This is a genomic window from Streptomyces sp. CAU 1734 (genome assembly GCF_039888735.1).
Taxonomy (GTDB): domain Bacteria; phylum Actinomycetota; class Actinomycetes; order Streptomycetales; family Streptomycetaceae; genus Streptomyces.
Genome location: NZ_JBDQQP010000006.1, coordinates 270,273 through 285,272, shown reverse-complemented (window position 1 = coordinate 285,272; position 15,000 = coordinate 270,273). Strand labels below are relative to the sequence as shown.

Below are 15,000 nucleotides of genomic sequence, written 5' to 3'. Positions count from 1 at the left end.
GACGGCGGTCATGACGCGGACGACAGCGGCATCGGTGTACGCGGTGGTGGACGCCCTGGAGGAGAGAGCCGCGGCCCGGGGGGTTTCGGTGGGAGCGCTGACCTCGGTCCGGGAGCTGGTGGCGAACGGCGAGCCGGACACGGCCATCGACTACCTCGTCAACACGGTCAACTCCTCGCGGCTCCTCCTGGGGCGGGCGGAGTACGAGCGGCTGCTGTCGGCGGCGGCCGAACTGGACTGCGTCGATGATCTGACCGATGTGGACCCGCGGCTGCTCGTCAACGATCCCGACGAGGCGTGAGGCCGAGCTCTGCCCGGGAGCCGGCGCCGTCCCGGCTCCGGTGATGTCCCCGGTGCGGACAGCGGGCCGGCGGGCCCCTCACTCCCGTCTCAGGTTTCTGATCGCGGGGACGGCGAGCAGCAGTCCGACCGTGACCAGGACCATCGCCGAGGAGAAGAACAGCACCGGTGTCATCCCCATCCACAACACGGCCGGACCGGCCGCCATCTGGCCCACCGGCCGCATGACGACCGAACCCGCGACGTCATAGGCGTGGACCCGGCCCAGAGCATCGGGCGGGATCTTCGTCTGCACCGCCGTGTGAAACATGACCAGCCAGAACGCCGCACCGGCACCCCACACGACATAGCCGGCTGCCATCACCGGCACCGGCGCCTGCGATGCCACCGCCACCACGCAGACCGCGGTACCGGTCTGAGCGAGAGCGCCCGCGCGCAGCGGATGCCTCGGCCGCAGACGTACCGCGATCAGGCCGCCGAGGACGCTCCCGGCGCCGAACATCGCCATGACGAAGCCGAGGGTGCCCTCGCCGTACTCCAGGGTGACAAGGCTCTGGCCGAGCACCAGGAAGGGGCCGTTCACGGTCGCCTGGAAGAGCATGAAGATCACGATGACGCCCCAGAGCCAGGTGCGGGACGTGAACTCGCGCCACCCCTGGACGAGGTCACCGCGCACGGACGACCTCCGCGCCGCTCGCGAGAGGCGCAGCCGCATGGCGAGCAGACAGGCGCAGCTGACGCCGAAGGTCGCGGCGTCGATGATCAGGACCACCGAGACGGACGAGACCGCGATGAGCACTCCGGCCAGGGCGGGCCCGAGCACCGTCATGAGCGATTCGGCGACACGTATCGCCGCGTTGGCCTTCTGGACGTCGCGGGCCGTGCGCGGGATGACACTCACATAGCCGGGCTGGAAGGCGGCCGTGGCGGTCCCGCCGAGCGCGAGGAGCGTGACGATCAGCCAGAGGTCCGGGGTGCCGAGGATGAAGGCGGCGGCGAAGCCGCCCTGGAGAAGAAGGCGGGCGAGGTCGGCGATGATCATGACCCTGATCGGCGTGAACCGGTCGACGAGCACACCGCCGAGGACGACGAAGAGCGCCAGCGGCGCGCCATGGGCCGCGAGTGCGTATCCGACCCCGCTGATGCCGTGCCCGGCCTGGAGGACCGCCACCGTGATCGCGGTCGGCATGAGCATCTGATCACCGAGCACGGATATCGTCCGGGCGGCGAAGAGAAGGGTGAAATCCCGGGACCAGAGCCCCTGCGGCAACACGCTCTTCTCGTGTACGGGCGACTCGGCCGGCGCCTCAGACACGGTGGACAGAGTTGCGCTCGACGCGATCCTCGATCTCCCGTTCATGGACCGACGGGCCCACCGTGGAGAGGTCCCCGCACATCATGTCCGGGTCCGGCAGTCCGCGTATGCCGGCGGCTCCGGCGGCTCCGGCAGCTCCGGCGGCTCCGACGGCTCCGGCGGCTCCGGCGGCTCCGGCGAAGGGGAGGATGCCGGCCCTGATGTCATCGTCCCGGAGCCGGAGGGCGACGACGGCGCCCGGGAGCGTACGGACGAACAGCTCTCGCTGTGCCTTGGTGAGATGCACGAAGAAGTCCTTCATTGTCTCCGCGGCGATGGGCCCGCGGGCGGCCCCGTCCCCGGCGTGCGGGCGGGTCGCGCGTGCGGGTACGGACTGAATCGCCGCTTCGTGGCGGGCAGTTCGCGGAAGGTGGTTGATGTGCGATTCTCCCACCGCGCCCTCGCACTCCGCCCACCGGCGTCCCGAACCCGTCACGGACCTCCCCGCGCGCCCCCTCACGGACCTTCCCGCGCGCCTGCGGGAAACCGATCCCCGGCGACGGCGCGATCGTCGCGCATCGGCCGGTGGCGTCCGCCGGGCGGGATCCGCGTGCGGTGGCCGGGGCGACGGGGCCCGATGCCACGAGATCACTCGACGCGGTCCGGCGCGGCGCTTCACCAGCGGCCGGCACCGCATGAGCTCCCGGGTGATCCGCCCGAGTAATCCGGGAACACCACCCGGACGGTCAGTCCGCCGCCCGGGTTCGCCTCCGCCGTCGCCTCGGCACCGTGGGCGCGGGCGATGGAGGTGACGATCGAGAGACCGAGGCCCACTCCCTCGCCCGCCGCGTGTCTGCGTTCCTTCAGCCGGCGGAAGGGCTCGAAGAGCAGCGGCACGTCCTCGTCGGGAACGGCCGGTCCCGTGTTGGTGATCTCAAGGCTGCGGTCCCCGGCCGCGGCCCTGATGCCGATCGTGCCGCCGCGGTGGTTGTAGCGGATCGCGTTGCCCATCAGATTCCTCACCAGATGGGTGAGGAGTACCGGATCGCCCTCAACGGTCATCGGGTCCGTCGATGCCTTGACGGTGATCCCCTGCGTCCGTGCCTCGTCGCCGAAACCGGCTGCGACGCTCGCGACGGTCTCGCCGAGCGCCACGGGTTCACGGCGTTCCAGGCCGCCTCCGTGGCTGGCGGCGAGGAGCAGGAGCGACTCGATGAGCTGTTCGCTGTTGTCGGCGGCTTCGATGAGTTGGCGCCGGATCCATCTGATCCGTTCCGGCCCGGGGTCGGGATCGGCCAGACCGATCTCGGCGAGCGCCCGCTGGACCGCCAGTGGTGTGCGCAGCTCATGCGCGGCGTTGGCGGCGAACCGCTGCTGTGCGGTGACCAGTTGCTCGATCCGGCCCAGCATCTGGTCGAAGGTGTCGGCGAGTTGCTTGAGCTCGCCCGGCGGGGCCTTGAGGTCGATGCGCTGATGGAGGTTCTCACCGGAGAGCTTCCGCGCGGTGGTCGTGATGAGGCCGACGGGACGCAGCACCCGGCCCGCCATCCACCAGGCCAGGACAACCGAGAGAGCGGCGAAGACGGCGAGGGCGATGGCGGAGACGGTGAGCAGCCGCTGGAGTGTGGCGGCCGTGGCCACTTGCACGGTCTGGGTCACCGCGTGGCTGCCCGCCTCCGCCGACGAGATGAACTCGGCGGGATCGCCGGTGCGCAGGTCGGTCCAGACACCCTTCAGCTCCGGATCCACCGCATTGACGACGCGGGATTCGAGCTCGTCCCGGACGAGCAGATGGATGACCGTCACCAGCACACATCCGGCCGTTATCAGCAGGCCCCCGTAGAGGGCGGTGAGACGGGCTCGCTCACTCGCGAGCCGGACACGCGGAATCCGCTGCGGAGCCCGGCGTGCGCATGGGCGCGCGGTCAACGCTCGCCCCGCGCCGCGCTGTACGCGATGCGGTATCCCGCCCCGGGCACCGTCTCCACCACCGGCGGTTCCCCGAGCTTCCCCCGCAGCCGGCTCAGCGCGACCCGCACCGGGTTGGTGTCATACCCCGCGTGTTCGTCCCACACCTTCTCGATGAGATCCTCGCTGCTGACGACGGAGCCGTCGGCCCGCATGAGCGTTTCGAGTACGGCGAACTCCTTGCGGGTCAGATTCAGGTGATGCCCGTTCCGGCTGGCCTGCCGCCGCGGGATGTCCAGCACTATGCCGCCCTGTTCGAGCACCGGCGGCAGCGCGGGCTGCGCCCGGCGCCCCAGTGCCAGGACCCGGGCGAGCAGTTCGTCGTACGCGAACGGCTTGGTGAGGTAGTCGTCGGCGCCCAGACCGAGGCCCTCGACGCGGTCCCGCACGGTCCCGGATGCCGTGAGCATCAGTACGCGGGTGAGAAGGCGCTGCGCCAAGACGCGCCGACAGACCTCGTCACCGTGCATACCGGGCAGGTCGCGGTCGAGTATGAGCACGTCGTAGTCGTTGGTCAGGAGTTTTCGCAGCCCGATGGCGCCGTCGTGGGCGATGTCCACCGTGATCGCGTCGCGGCGCAGCCCCTCGGCGATCAGTTCGGCCAGGATCGCCTCGTCTTCCACCAGTAGTACACGCATGTTCCCTGTTTACCCGACGGTGACATTTCGGCGCTGTGACATGGTCGGTAAGAGAAGCGACACGGCCTCGTCGGCCACTGTTCCTCCCGTCCGCACACAGGTGCGTCCATGAGGAAAGTGGAACCATGAGGAATCGCAAACTCGCCGTGGCCGTCGCCTCGGGCATCGCCGGTCTGGCCCTGTTCGTCTCCGGGTGCTCCGGCTCCTCCGGCGGAGGGGAGGACTCCTCCCGGTCCGGGGAGTCGGCCGCCCCGGGCGGCGGCTCGGGCGGGGACGACAGCGCGGCGGACCTCGCCGACAAGGACCAGGAACGGCGTAAATGCCTCCGGGAGAAGGGCATCAGGATCGCCGACCTCCCGCCGGGCACGGACCCGCGCGCGCAGTTGCTCGCCCCGCCGGAGGGCACTCCGCCGGAGAAGTGGCAGAAGGCGCTGGAGGCATGCGGGACCTCGATGCAGGGCGGCGACGGTGCTTCGGACCAGGAGCAGACGGACCAGCAGCTGAAGATCATCCAGTGTCTGCGCGGCAAGGGCTTCACCATGCCGGACCCCAAGCCCGCCAAGGGCGGCATGACCGAGCCCTTCCGGGTCCCCCAGGGCGCCGACCCCGACCAGTTCATGACGGCTCTGAACGAGTGCGCCGCGTGAGGCGCCGCACCATGGCGGTCTCCGTCGTGCTGGTCGCGGCTGTCGCGGGCGGCGGTTTCGCCGTCACCGCGCTCGGCGAACCGAGGGCCGAGGAGGACCGGGAGGGCCGGGCCGGTCTCCCGCCCGCCACCGCCGCCGTGATCAGGGGTGACCTGAGCAACAGCACCGGCATCGACGGCACCCTCGGCTACTCCCGGCAGCGCAAGGTCAACGCGGGCGCGGCCGGCACGCTGACCTGGATCGCCCCCAGCGGTTCCGAGGTCGGACGCGACGGCAGGCTGTACGCGCTCGACGGCAAGGACGTCCGGCTGATGTACGGCGCCGAGCCGATGTACCGCACGCTGAGAGCCGGCTCCAAGGGCACCGACGTACAGCAGTTGGAGAAGAACCTCCGCGGCCTCGGACACGGGACCGGGCTCGCCGTCGACGACGAGTACACCGCCGGCACCGCCGGCGCGGTCAAGCGGTGGCAGAAGGCGCACGGCCTGAAGCAGACGGGTCAAGTCGGTCCGGAGCAGATCTCCTTCGCCGCCGGGCCCGTACGGGTCCGGAGCGCCGGCCCGGCCGTGGGCGACCAGGCGGCACCCGGCCAGGCGGTCCTGACCACGACCGGTTCCGATCGTGTCGTACGTCTGGAGGCCAAGGTCTCCGAGGCGTCGCCGGCCAGGCCCGGTGGCAAGGTCGAGGTGGAGCTGCCCGACGGCACCACCGCCAAGGGCACCGTCACCTCCGTCGCCTCCGTGGCGAAGCCGGGCTCGGACCCGGCCGACAAGACGCCGCGTATCGGCATCATCGTCACTTTCGACGATCCGGCCGAGGTCAAGGGCTTCGACAAGTCCCCGGCCACGGTGAGATTCGACGGTGAGACGCGGAAGAATGTGCTCAGTGTCCCGGTCGGCGCGCTGCTCGCACTGGAGGACGGTTCCTTCGGCGTCCAGGTTGTCGAGGGCGGCAGGGCACGCGAGATCGAGGTGAGGCTCGGCCTCTTCGCCCAGGGGCGGGTCGAAGTGACGGGCGACGGGCTGAGCGCGGGCATGAAGGTCGGGGTGCCGGCGTCATGAGCGGCGCATCCCCGCACCCGCGCGCGGCGGACGCCGGACCCGTGGCACCGGCCCCCGTCCCGGATCAGGACCCGGCCCCCGTGGTCGAGCTGGCCGGGGTGACCAAGGAGTACCCGGGCGGGGTCGCCGCGCTGCGCGGGGTGGACCTGACGATCAACGCGGGGGAACTGCTGGCGATCGTCGGTCCCTCGGGCTCCGGAAAATCCACCCTCCTGCACATCGTCGGCACCCTCGACCGGCCCACGGCCGGCTCGGTGGCCATCGCCGGACACGATGTCGGCCGGCTCTCCGACCGCGAGCTCTCCGCGCTGCGCGCCCAGCACATCGGCTTCGTCTTCCAGGCGTTCCACCTGGTCCCGGGCATCAGCGCCCGGGACAATGTGGCCGAGGGGCTCCTCTACTCCGGGCTGCCGCGTGCCGAACGGCACAAGCGGGCCGCCCGTGCCCTGGAGCGGGTCGGCCTCGGCGACCGGCTGGGACACCGCCCGCACGAGCTCTCCGGCGGTCAGAAGCAGCGTGTCGCCATCGCCCGCGCGGTCGTCGGGGAACCCGACCTGCTGCTCGCGGACGAACCGACCGGCGCGCTGGACACCTCGTCGGGCGAGGCGGTCATGCGACTGATCCACGACCTGAACCGGGAGGGCGCGACCATCGCCGTCATCACTCACGACACGGAGATCGCCGAAATGCTGCCGAGGCAGGTGCGGATCCGGGACGGTCAGGTCGTCCGGGACGGCGCGCCGTCCCGGAGCACGGCGCGGGGAGACCTGCGTACGCGGGGACTGGGTGACGCCCCATGACCGCGCACCGGAAGCGGCAGCAGCGGCCGACGCTCAGGGCGGCCCGGCTGAGCCCGCGTGACATCCTGCACACCGGGTCGGCCGGGATGCGCAGCCGGCCCCTGCGGGTGGTGCTGTCCGCCCTGGGGATCGCCATCGGGATCGCCACGATGATCTCGGTGGTCGGCATCTCGGCGTCCAGCGAGGAAAGGGTCCTCCAGGAGCTCGACAAGCTCGGCACCAACATGCTGAAGGTCACTCCCGGCACCGACCTGCTGACCGGGAAGAGCATCCCGATGGCCGAGGACGCGGTCGGCAGGGTGGCCCGGATCGACGGTGTCGAGCATGTCGGTGGCACCGGCCTGCTGGAGCACTCCGTACGGCGTTCGGAGAAGATCTCCGAGGACATCACCGGCGGAATCACGGTCCAGGCCGCCACCGAGGGCCTGCTGGCCACCCTGCGCGGGAAGGTCCGCACCGGGACCTGGCTCAACAAGGCCACCGGGTCGTACCCGGCGGTCGTTCTGGGCGATGTCGCGGCGGACCGCCTCGGCATCTCCCGGCCGGGCCAGCGGGTGTACGTCGACGGCGATTACTTCACCGTCCTCGGCATCCTCGACGGTCTGCCGCTCTCACCCGAGATCGCGCGCTCGGCGCTGGTCGGGTGGGACATCGGCAGGAGCAGGCTCGGCTTCGACGGCCACCCGACGACGCTGTACGAACGCTCGGCGGACGCCGAGGTCGAAAGGGTACGCAACCTGGTCGCCCGGACCGTGGACCCGCGGACCCCGCGCAACGTCGACGTCACGGACCCGTCGGCCGGCCTCCGGGCGAAGGCCGCGACCGAGGGCGCGTTCAGCAGTCTGCTGCTCGGTCTCGGCGGAGTGGCGTTGCTGGTCGGCGGTGTCGGAGTGGCCAACACCATGATCATCTCAGTGCTCGAACGGCGGTACGAGATCGGACTGCGCCGCTCCATCGGCGCGACCCGGGGTCAGATCCGGGGCCAGTTCGTGACCGAGTCCCTGCTGCTGTCCGGCCTCGGTGGCGTGGCGGGCATCCTCCTCGGGGCTGCGACAACGGGCGTGTACGCGACGAGCAGCGGCCTGCCATGGGTGGTTCCGCTCTGGGCGGTCGGTGGCGGGTTCGGCGCGACGCTGGTGATCGGCACGGTCGCGGGCCTCTATCCGGCGGTACGGGCGTCCCGGCTGTCGCCGACGCTGGCGCTGCACGCGGCGTGAGGCGGGCGGTTCGAGGGGGCCCCGAATGCCGCACTCCCGCTCACCGTCCCCGGGGCCTGAGCGCCGGGGCGGGGAGGACGGCGCGGCGTGCCCCTTCGGCCCGGTCGGCACCGGAGGCGAGCCGGATGGGGATGTTCCTCGCTTCAGGGGATCTCGCCGGACGGCCGGAGTGCGGAGCGTGAAGGGCTGTCGCACACTGCACAGAGTGGGAGGCACGTCTTTGTGCAGCATCGGCCCGGGAGAGCACTCTGCCTGCGGAATTCTCGCGACTCCGACCCTCGCCGTACGGAGTCACGCATGATCCGTCCGGTCGTGTCCGGACGCGGCGGGGACCTTGTGCGCGGTGGAGCCGCACTGCCGTCACCGCCGGGCGCTCATGCCCCGCGCAGGCTCTCGTGCCGGGACGGCGGCCCGTACGGATTCCGGCGCGACGATCGCCGCTGCCCGGAGCATGTGCCGGGACATGCACCGGCTTCGGGCCGTCCCGGAGCGCCGGCCGTGACGGCGCGTACGGTCTCCGGCTGCTCGCGGACATCTCGATGGCGGTCAGCGCCCCGGCCATCGCGCTGGGGGCACTGGACGAGGCCGAGGGCCCGACCGGCCGTGCGCCGGAGCCGTACGCCCGGGGGCTGGACGGATCCGGCGGCACACCATCGCGGGCCACGCGGTGAAACGCGGCGGGCTGCGTCCCCGTGCCGTGTGGGGCGGGAGGCTCGCCCGGGTCGGGCGGCCCACGAAGGCCGATGCGACCGCCGGCGCGGTGACGGGCCTGTTCAGCATTCCGGAGGGCATGGCATACGCCTCCATCGCCGGCTTCAACCCTGTCGCGGGCCTCTACGCGGGAGTGGTGCCGCCGATCCTGGGCTCCCTCACGGCACCGACGGTCCTCATGATCACCACGCTCACCAGCGCGATCGCGCTGACCGGGCAGAGTGTTCTGAAGGACGCGGGTCTCGACCCCCACGCGGGCGGCAATGTCGCCGCGCTGACGGTGCTGGTCGGCGCGGTGATGCTCCTCATGGGCGCACTCCGGCTCGGTGCCGCGCTCAGCTTTGTGTCGAACGCGGTGATGACGGGTTTCGCGACCGGAATCGCCCTGCAGATCATCACCGGTGTGTTCGGCGATGCCACCGGCTACCGGCCGCCGGGGCACAACAAACTGCTCCAGTTGTGGAACTGGCTGACCGGCATCGGGAACTGGCAGCTCGCGCCCACTCTCGTCGCCGTGGTGACCATCGGGGTCTGGGCGCTCGCGCGGCTGGTCCGCCGCCTGCGAGCGGTGGCTCTGCTGATCGCGATGGTGGTGGTCAGTGCCGGGGTCGCGATCCTGGGCACGGATGTGGAACTGGTGAGGGACATCGCCCGGATCCCGGCGGCGCTGCCCGGCTTCTCCGCGCCGGCGTGGAGCGCGATGCCGCAGTTGCTGGGCGGGGCGGTCGCGGTCGCGCTGGTCGCCCTCGCCCAGGCCGCCAGTGTCGCCCCCTCCGTACCCAACCCGGACGGCACGCGCTCGCGCGTCAACGGCGATTTCGTCTCCCAGGGGGTGGCCAACCTCGGCGGTGGCCTCTTCCAGGCACTGCCCTCCGGCGGCTCGCTCTCCCGTACCGGTGTGGCCGCCAGTGCGGGGGCGAGGACCCGCTGGGCCGGGGTGATCTCCGGGGTGTTCCTCGCTGTCGTCGTCCTGGCGTTCGGGACGCTGGCGGAGCGGATCCCCATGCCGGTCATCGGCGGCCTGATCCTCATCGTCGGCGGCGAGCTGCTCTGGGGCAAGCGTGCGGACATCTCCCTGGTCCTGCACACCTCCGTGCTCTCCACCGCCGCCATGGCGGTCACCTTCGCCGTCACCACACAGCTCCCGCTCCAGCAGGCCATCGTCATCGGCGCGGTGCTCTCGCTCCTGCTCTACTGCGTTCAGGCGGCCCGGCGGACCGGTCTCGTCGCCCTGAGCCGCGACCGGCGGGGTGACTGGGCGACCACCGGGACGCCCGCCGTGCTGCCACCCGGCCAGGTGACCGTCCTCAACTACGAGGGCAGCAGTCTCTTCGCCGAGCTGCCGCGTCTGGAGGCCGCACTGCCCAGGGTCGAGGGTGCCCGCGACGCCGTACTGATCCTGGTGGTGCGCGCGGCCCCGGACGTTCCCTCCTCGGCGATCCTCAAGCGCCTGAGGCACTACGCCGCCTCCCTGCGTGCGCAGGGCGGCCGACTCGTCCTCGCCGGAGTGCAGCCGTCGTTCGCCGCCCTGCTGGAACGCACCGGAATCACCGAGCAGCTCGGAGACGGCGGTATCGTCCCGGCCGAACCCGCCCTGCTGGCCCCTCTCGACCGGGCCGACGCGGAAGCCCGCGCCTGGATCGCCGCCCGGACGGCGGCCGACCGCGAGTGACGCGCCGGACCCCTTCCCGCGGCGCGGCGGACCGTGCGGCTGCCAGGCCCCCGGCGCCCGGTCACCGGGCCACCGGGTCCGGCAGTTCGACGACGTCCGGTTGATCCCGCTCAGAAGTCGGTGAACGCGACTTCGTCGCCCGCCGCGTCGAGGGGCTGCGGGTCCGCGGTCCTCCCCGTGTCCGGGTCCGTGTCCTCGGACGGGTCGAAGGAGTACCAGTAGCGGCCGGCGGGCAGTCCGCTGCCGGCCGGGAAGGAGTGGGAGCCAACCACTTTCCCGCTGGTCACCCGCACATCCGTGGCGGCTTCCGGCAGTGGCCCGTACATGATGTCCGCGTCCCCGGCACCCGGCCCCGGGCCCGCCATGTAGTGGCCGCCGGAGGGAGAGGAGTCGAAACCGCACCCGCCGGAGGACCATGGGGTGTCGGTATCCGGGCCCTTGGGGCCGTCCACCGACATGCAGAGAAGGCCGTCCTCGCCGATGGACGCGTTCAGCTGCCAACGCACCCCGTGGGAGACCTGACTGACCAGCACCACGGGATCGGACGACCGCTGGCCGGACACGACAGGTGTGCAGCCCGCCAGGAGAAGCGACAGCGCCGAAGCGGCTCCGACGGCCGTGTACCGGGTTCTCACAGATCACTGCCTTTCTGGCCGGGCTCGCGTTCTCCGGGCCCGGGGAACGCGACTGCCCGGCGGAGGAACGGAGGACCGGGAGCGGGCGCTGTGGCCGACAACTGGGCTGTCGCCGCACGCTGTTGCAACGAGGCGCGCCCGCCCCCGTCCGCCGTCATTCCAGGATTGTGCATCATCACCGGCCCGCCGGCGTCGCCCCGGGCCCTCGGGCCCGGTGCGGTCAGGCGGTCCCGGTGGGGGGTTTGTTGAACATGTAGCGGGCGATCCGCCAGCCATCGGCGGTGCGGTCGAAGACGAAGAGCTCGCGGTTGTGCTCGGGTGAGCGGGTTCCCGAGGCGAGGTCGGTGGCGTGTCCGGCCGAGCGGGTCAGGGCGTGGGCGGTGTCCCCGTCGACGGTGATGTCGTCGATGGTGAACGCGACCTCCAGGCGGATGGCCGCGAAGATGGCCTGGTAGCCCTGAAGGAGCTGCTGCGGTCCGGTGGCGGTGGGGCCCTGGAAGGGCAGGAACACGCCTCGGGTGCTGTAGAGGGAGACGGCCAGGCCGGCATCCGAGGTGTTCAGGGCTGTTTCATAGGTGCCGAGCAGTTCACGGACGGCAGCGGACTCGGTACCGGTGTCGGGGTGTTTGTCGGTGGTCATGGCCGGATTCCTTCACAGTCACAGGGATGCCCGGCGCTCCAGGGGCGAGTGCGAGCCTCCGGCCGCGAAAGGCACAGGCGTGGCCGCTGATCCGCCGGTCACCTCACCCGGATCGGACGAGGGCCCTTCTCAGCAGACTGTCCACGGTGTCGAGCCGCAACATCTCGCGCCTTCCGGGTGAGCCGACGCCGTCCGGCCCTCGTACCCGGCCCTCGTACCCGGGCACCGCCCTCCGGGCGATCCTGCTTCGTGCACATCACCTGGTGATGGCGCGGGATCGGGCAGGGGGCTGGGCAGATCGTGAAGTCGGTACTAGAGTCCTGCTTCATTATGAAGCACGTACATAACTCTCAGTCAGGTCTCGACCGTGACCCGGACGGCAGCCTCTTCGACCCCCGAGTGAGATCCGCCATGGCCCAGTTCAGCGCGGGAGAGAGCACCCTCGCCCTGGAAAGCGCCGGAGCGATTCGCAGCGCCTTCCACACCATCGAACGCCTGCGCGCCCGCGGAGCGGAGGGACGCGGGCTCAGCGCAGGAGGGCTCGACCTCCTGATTCGCCTGAGCTCCGGGCCCGAAGGCGGAATCAGCATCGGCGAACTGGCCCAGGCGGCCGGCGTGAGCTCGCGCAATGTCACGGGGCTGGTCGACACCCTCGAACGCGACGGGCTGGCCGAGCGGGTCCCCGACCGGCATGACCGGCGTTCGGTCCTGGCCCGGATCACACCCGCCGGGCTGGCCTGGCTGGAGTCCTTCCGGCGCCCCACCCAGGTCGCCATGGCAACGGTCTTCCGCGGTTTCACCCCCGCCGAACTGACCCGGCTGCGGCACCTGTGCCTTCTCCTTGTCGAGAACCAGGACCGACTCGACCAGTACATGAACCAAGCCCACAGCGCGGACATCCATCCGACGTCCTCCGCACCGGAATCAGCCGAACGGCATCCGCGCGGCTGACGCCGACAACCCGCCCACCCCCGAGGTCATGGGCAGTCATCCCTCCACCGAAGGGCGGGGGGTGCGGCAAGCCCATCGCACGGCGAGCCGGCCCATCGGAGACCGGGACACCGCGCCCCCGGCAAGCGCTACGCGGACTTCGCCGGGGTTCTCCCGGAGGTCGACGAGAAGGCGCCTGAGCTGGGCTCTGCCCGTTCAGGCGCCTCTGACCAGCCGCACCGGACGGAACCCGGCCCTCTCCGAACTCGTTCCGAAACAGCCGGCCATCCCGGGTCACGACCGCATCCGGAGCGGAACGGCGGGAAGGCGCCGTCTCACCGCACGTCGAACGCCCCGGCGCAACACCTCTCCACGGCCTGCCAGTGGCCGCTTCCACGCTTCGGGCCATGAGTACGAGCGATGCCGCCCGGCAGGTGGGCAGACTCCTGCTGGACCACGGACACCCGGAGCCGGCGATCCGGGCGGCGACGGAATGTGACGAGTGGTTCTGCGCGAAGGGCACGGTCGGGGAAGTCTGCCGGGCGCCGGGGGTGGCCGCTCCAGATGCCCTGGCGGGGCGGGAGCCGGAGCGTCTCCGATACCTGAACGAACCGTAATCGTGCCGCCGACGCCCGCCATCCGGTTCGTCGTGGCCGGCTCCCGGGCCGCTCACTCGCGCCCGGCGGGTCCGGGATTCGGATGCAGGGCGATTCCGGCTTCGGCGAGCAGTGCGGCAAGGTCGCCGGGGAGCGGCATGGGGGTGGTGAGTCCGGCACGGGTCCGGCCGGTGTTGCCGGTCGGGTACTTCCCGGCCGCCGAGCCGGGGGCGGCGACGGCGAGGCGGATGAGCTGGCCGAGGACTTCTCGGGTGTCGCGCTCGCGCAGGGCGAGGCGGAGCATCACCGCGTGGGTGCGGGTGTGGGGCATGGCCCAGGGCTGGGACAGGATGTGGGCGCGTTCAATGGCACGCCAGCACTGCGGCAGGGGACCCGGAGTGCGGGCGGTCGCCATCTCCGCGGTGAACACGGCCAGCAGGGATGGGGGCATGGCGGCGCGGGGCACGGCGTCTCCAGGGGTCCGGATTCAACAGTTCAGGATTTCGTGGATTCAAGCATCCGTGTATCGTCTTGTCCATGCTGAGCCCAGCCCCCGACCTCGACGCCCTGATCCGGTTCGGCCGGGCACTGGCCGACCCGATCCGCTGCCGCCTCCTGCTCGTACTGCGCGAGACCCCGGCCCACCCGTCCGACCTTGCCGATGCCCTGGGCATCTCCCGCACCCGGCTGTCGAACCATCTGGCCTGCCTGCGGGACTGCGGCCTGGTCATCGCCGTACCCGAAGGGCGCCGTACCCGCTACGAACTGGCCGACCCCCGGCTCGGCCATGCCTTGGACGATCTGCGCGAGGCGGTTCTGGCGGTCGAGGCCGACCGAACCTGCCCGGACGCGGACACCGAGGGCTGCTGCTGAGCGAGGCCATTCCGGCCGCGACGCCCGGCAGGGCAAGGGGCACTGCGCACGGTCGCCCCATGCCACCCGGCCGCCACTGCCGTTCGAGAACACTCCTCAGGGGTGAGGGGTACAGGGCACTGATGGCGACGGGACCTCTGCCCGGCCTCTGCACACACATGAACACCTTCAGCTCGTCCGGCTGACACCGGCACCTCTCTCCGTACCACTCAAATGCCCCGCCTACTCTGGCCGGATGACGGATGCGGATCCCGGTGACTTCCGGATCGGTGATGTGCTGTCGGTTTCCTGCCCCTTCACGCCGGCCCGAGTCGAGCGGGGCATGACGCTGGACAGCGTTTCGGTGCGGTGGCCGTGGTGGGAAATCGACACGAGCCATGCTTTCCAGCGCTGGAACGGGATGGTCGCCCTGGGCGTGGACAGCGGCGGGCACGCCGCTCGCGCGGTGGAGGCGGAACTCTTCCGGACCGACCCGCCGCCCGAGCGGCTGAGGGCGGGCGATGTCTGCCGGGTCGGAGTGCCGCCGACCGTGGTTCATGTGACGGCCGTCGATCACCACGACCCGCCGCTCGAGACGGTCTGGCTGCCGCACCCTCATCTGACCGTGACCGTCCTGCGTCGCGGCCTGTCCTCCTGCGAGTTTCCGGATGAACGCGATCTCGACGGTGCCGGGTACACCCTTCACCCCGGCGACGGGATCCCCTTCACCTTTGAATTGCTGATGCGGCCGTACGCGTCGCTCCGGCCCGGTGACGAGGTCGCCGATGCCGCCGGCCGCGCTTGGCGATTCGACGGCCCCTGGGACTGGTCCGCCTTCGACGGAGAACCGCCCGGCACGGGCCCCGAATGGCCCCTGCGCCTGCTCACCCGCGCGGGAACGCCGTGCTCCGTCCAGGAGGCGGCGGCCGTGTCCGCCGGCACGGCCACCGGCTCACACCAGGAGACAGTCCGCGACTGGATGTCACTCACCGATGCCTCGCCCACACCATGACGGCACTGTCGCCCCTCCACCCGCCAA

Annotated in this window: 18 protein-coding genes; 11 read left to right on the top strand and 7 right to left on the bottom strand. The window is 71.3% G+C overall.

The features are described from left to right. Positions 1–10: 10 nt before the first annotated feature. The gene (locus tag AAFN69_RS14010; RefSeq protein ID WP_347728779.1) at positions 11–301 is read left to right on the top strand and encodes a hypothetical protein; all 291 of its coding nucleotides are present in this window, start codon (positions 11–13) and stop codon (positions 299–301) included. A gap of 78 nt (positions 302–379) precedes the next feature. Here AAFN69_RS14010 and AAFN69_RS14005 read toward each other — a convergent pair whose 3' ends face one another. From AAFN69_RS14005 to AAFN69_RS13990, 4 genes are all read right to left on the bottom strand, one after another. Further along, a complete protein-coding gene (locus tag AAFN69_RS14005) occupies positions 380–1,615 on the bottom strand; it encodes an MFS transporter (RefSeq protein WP_347728778.1) in 1,236 nt (411 codons plus the stop codon). Next, entirely contained in the window at positions 1,608–1,901 is a 294-nt protein-coding gene (locus AAFN69_RS14000; protein WP_347728777.1) for a hypothetical protein, read from the bottom strand. Before AAFN69_RS14000 ends, AAFN69_RS14005 begins: the two co-directional genes overlap by 8 nt. A gap of 368 nt (positions 1,902–2,269) precedes the next feature. Next, positions 2,270–3,400: an ATP-binding protein gene (locus tag AAFN69_RS13995; protein ID WP_347728776.1), complete on the bottom strand. Its 1,131-nt coding sequence runs from the start codon at positions 3,398–3,400 to the stop codon at positions 2,270–2,272. Positions 3,401–3,519: 119 nt separating this feature from the next. After that, positions 3,520–4,200: a response regulator transcription factor gene (locus AAFN69_RS13990; RefSeq protein WP_347728775.1), complete on the bottom strand. Its 681-nt coding sequence runs from the start codon at positions 4,198–4,200 to the stop codon at positions 3,520–3,522. A 125-nt stretch (positions 4,201–4,325) separates the two neighbouring features. On the opposite strand from AAFN69_RS13990, the gene AAFN69_RS13985 reads away from it, so the two are divergent. The 6 genes from AAFN69_RS13985 (at position 4,326) to AAFN69_RS13960 (ending at position 10,308) form a co-directional block, all read left to right on the top strand. Next, entirely contained in the window at positions 4,326–4,847 is a 522-nt protein-coding gene (locus AAFN69_RS13985) for a hypothetical protein (protein ID WP_347728774.1), read from the top strand. Then, complete coding sequence (locus AAFN69_RS13980) at positions 4,844–5,908, top strand: peptidoglycan-binding protein (protein ID WP_347728773.1); 1,065 nt, start codon at positions 4,844–4,846, stop codon at positions 5,906–5,908. The genes AAFN69_RS13985 and AAFN69_RS13980 overlap by 4 nt, the downstream gene beginning before the upstream one ends. After that, positions 5,905–6,708 carry an ABC transporter ATP-binding protein gene (locus tag AAFN69_RS13975; protein WP_347728772.1) on the top strand — a complete coding sequence of 268 codons (804 nt, stop codon included), beginning with the start codon at positions 5,905–5,907 and terminating at the stop codon, positions 6,706–6,708. The genes AAFN69_RS13980 and AAFN69_RS13975 overlap by 4 nt, the downstream gene beginning before the upstream one ends. Next, the gene (locus tag AAFN69_RS13970; protein WP_347728771.1) at positions 6,705–7,925 is read left to right on the top strand and encodes an ABC transporter permease; all 1,221 of its coding nucleotides are present in this window, start codon (positions 6,705–6,707) and stop codon (positions 7,923–7,925) included. The genes AAFN69_RS13975 and AAFN69_RS13970 overlap by 4 nt, the downstream gene beginning before the upstream one ends. A gap of 539 nt (positions 7,926–8,464) precedes the next feature. Next, the gene (locus tag AAFN69_RS13965) at positions 8,465–8,596 is read left to right on the top strand and encodes a hypothetical protein (RefSeq protein WP_347728770.1); all 132 of its coding nucleotides are present in this window, start codon (positions 8,465–8,467) and stop codon (positions 8,594–8,596) included. Continuing rightward, positions 8,593–10,308 carry a SulP family inorganic anion transporter gene (locus tag AAFN69_RS13960; RefSeq protein ID WP_347728769.1) on the top strand — a complete coding sequence of 572 codons (1,716 nt, stop codon included), beginning with the start codon at positions 8,593–8,595 and terminating at the stop codon, positions 10,306–10,308. Before AAFN69_RS13965 ends, AAFN69_RS13960 begins: the two co-directional genes overlap by 4 nt. 110 nt (positions 10,309–10,418) lie before the next feature. Here AAFN69_RS13960 and AAFN69_RS13955 read toward each other — a convergent pair whose 3' ends face one another. After that, positions 10,419–10,871 (bottom strand): hypothetical protein, encoded by a 453-nt coding sequence (locus tag AAFN69_RS13955; RefSeq protein WP_347728768.1) that lies wholly within the window; start codon positions 10,869–10,871, stop codon positions 10,419–10,421. 292 nt (positions 10,872–11,163) lie between these two features. Then, on the bottom strand, positions 11,164–11,583 hold the full coding sequence (locus AAFN69_RS13950) for an SgcJ/EcaC family oxidoreductase (protein ID WP_347728767.1): 420 nt from the start codon (positions 11,581–11,583) through the stop codon (positions 11,164–11,166). Positions 11,584–11,994: 411 nt separating this feature from the next. Between AAFN69_RS13950 and AAFN69_RS13945 the strand changes: the two genes are divergently transcribed. Together AAFN69_RS13945 and AAFN69_RS13940 are read left to right on the top strand one after the other, a co-directional pair. Further along, entirely contained in the window at positions 11,995–12,534 is a 540-nt protein-coding gene (locus AAFN69_RS13945; RefSeq protein WP_347728766.1) for a MarR family transcriptional regulator, read from the top strand. Between the two features lie 386 nt (positions 12,535–12,920). Then, a complete protein-coding gene (locus AAFN69_RS13940; protein WP_347728765.1) occupies positions 12,921–13,130 on the top strand; it encodes a hypothetical protein in 210 nt (69 codons plus the stop codon). 52 nt (positions 13,131–13,182) lie between these two features. Here AAFN69_RS13940 and AAFN69_RS13935 read toward each other — a convergent pair whose 3' ends face one another. After that, positions 13,183–13,575: a DUF3703 domain-containing protein gene (locus AAFN69_RS13935; protein WP_347728764.1), complete on the bottom strand. Its 393-nt coding sequence runs from the start codon at positions 13,573–13,575 to the stop codon at positions 13,183–13,185. A gap of 71 nt (positions 13,576–13,646) precedes the next feature. On the opposite strand from AAFN69_RS13935, the gene AAFN69_RS13930 reads away from it, so the two are divergent. Next, positions 13,647–13,982, top strand: a complete 336-nt coding sequence (locus tag AAFN69_RS13930; protein ID WP_347728763.1) for a metalloregulator ArsR/SmtB family transcription factor — start codon at positions 13,647–13,649, stop codon at positions 13,980–13,982. A gap of 235 nt (positions 13,983–14,217) precedes the next feature. Further along, positions 14,218–14,973 (top strand): hypothetical protein, encoded by a 756-nt coding sequence (locus AAFN69_RS13925; protein WP_347728762.1) that lies wholly within the window; start codon positions 14,218–14,220, stop codon positions 14,971–14,973. Positions 14,974–15,000 lie beyond the last annotated feature (27 nt).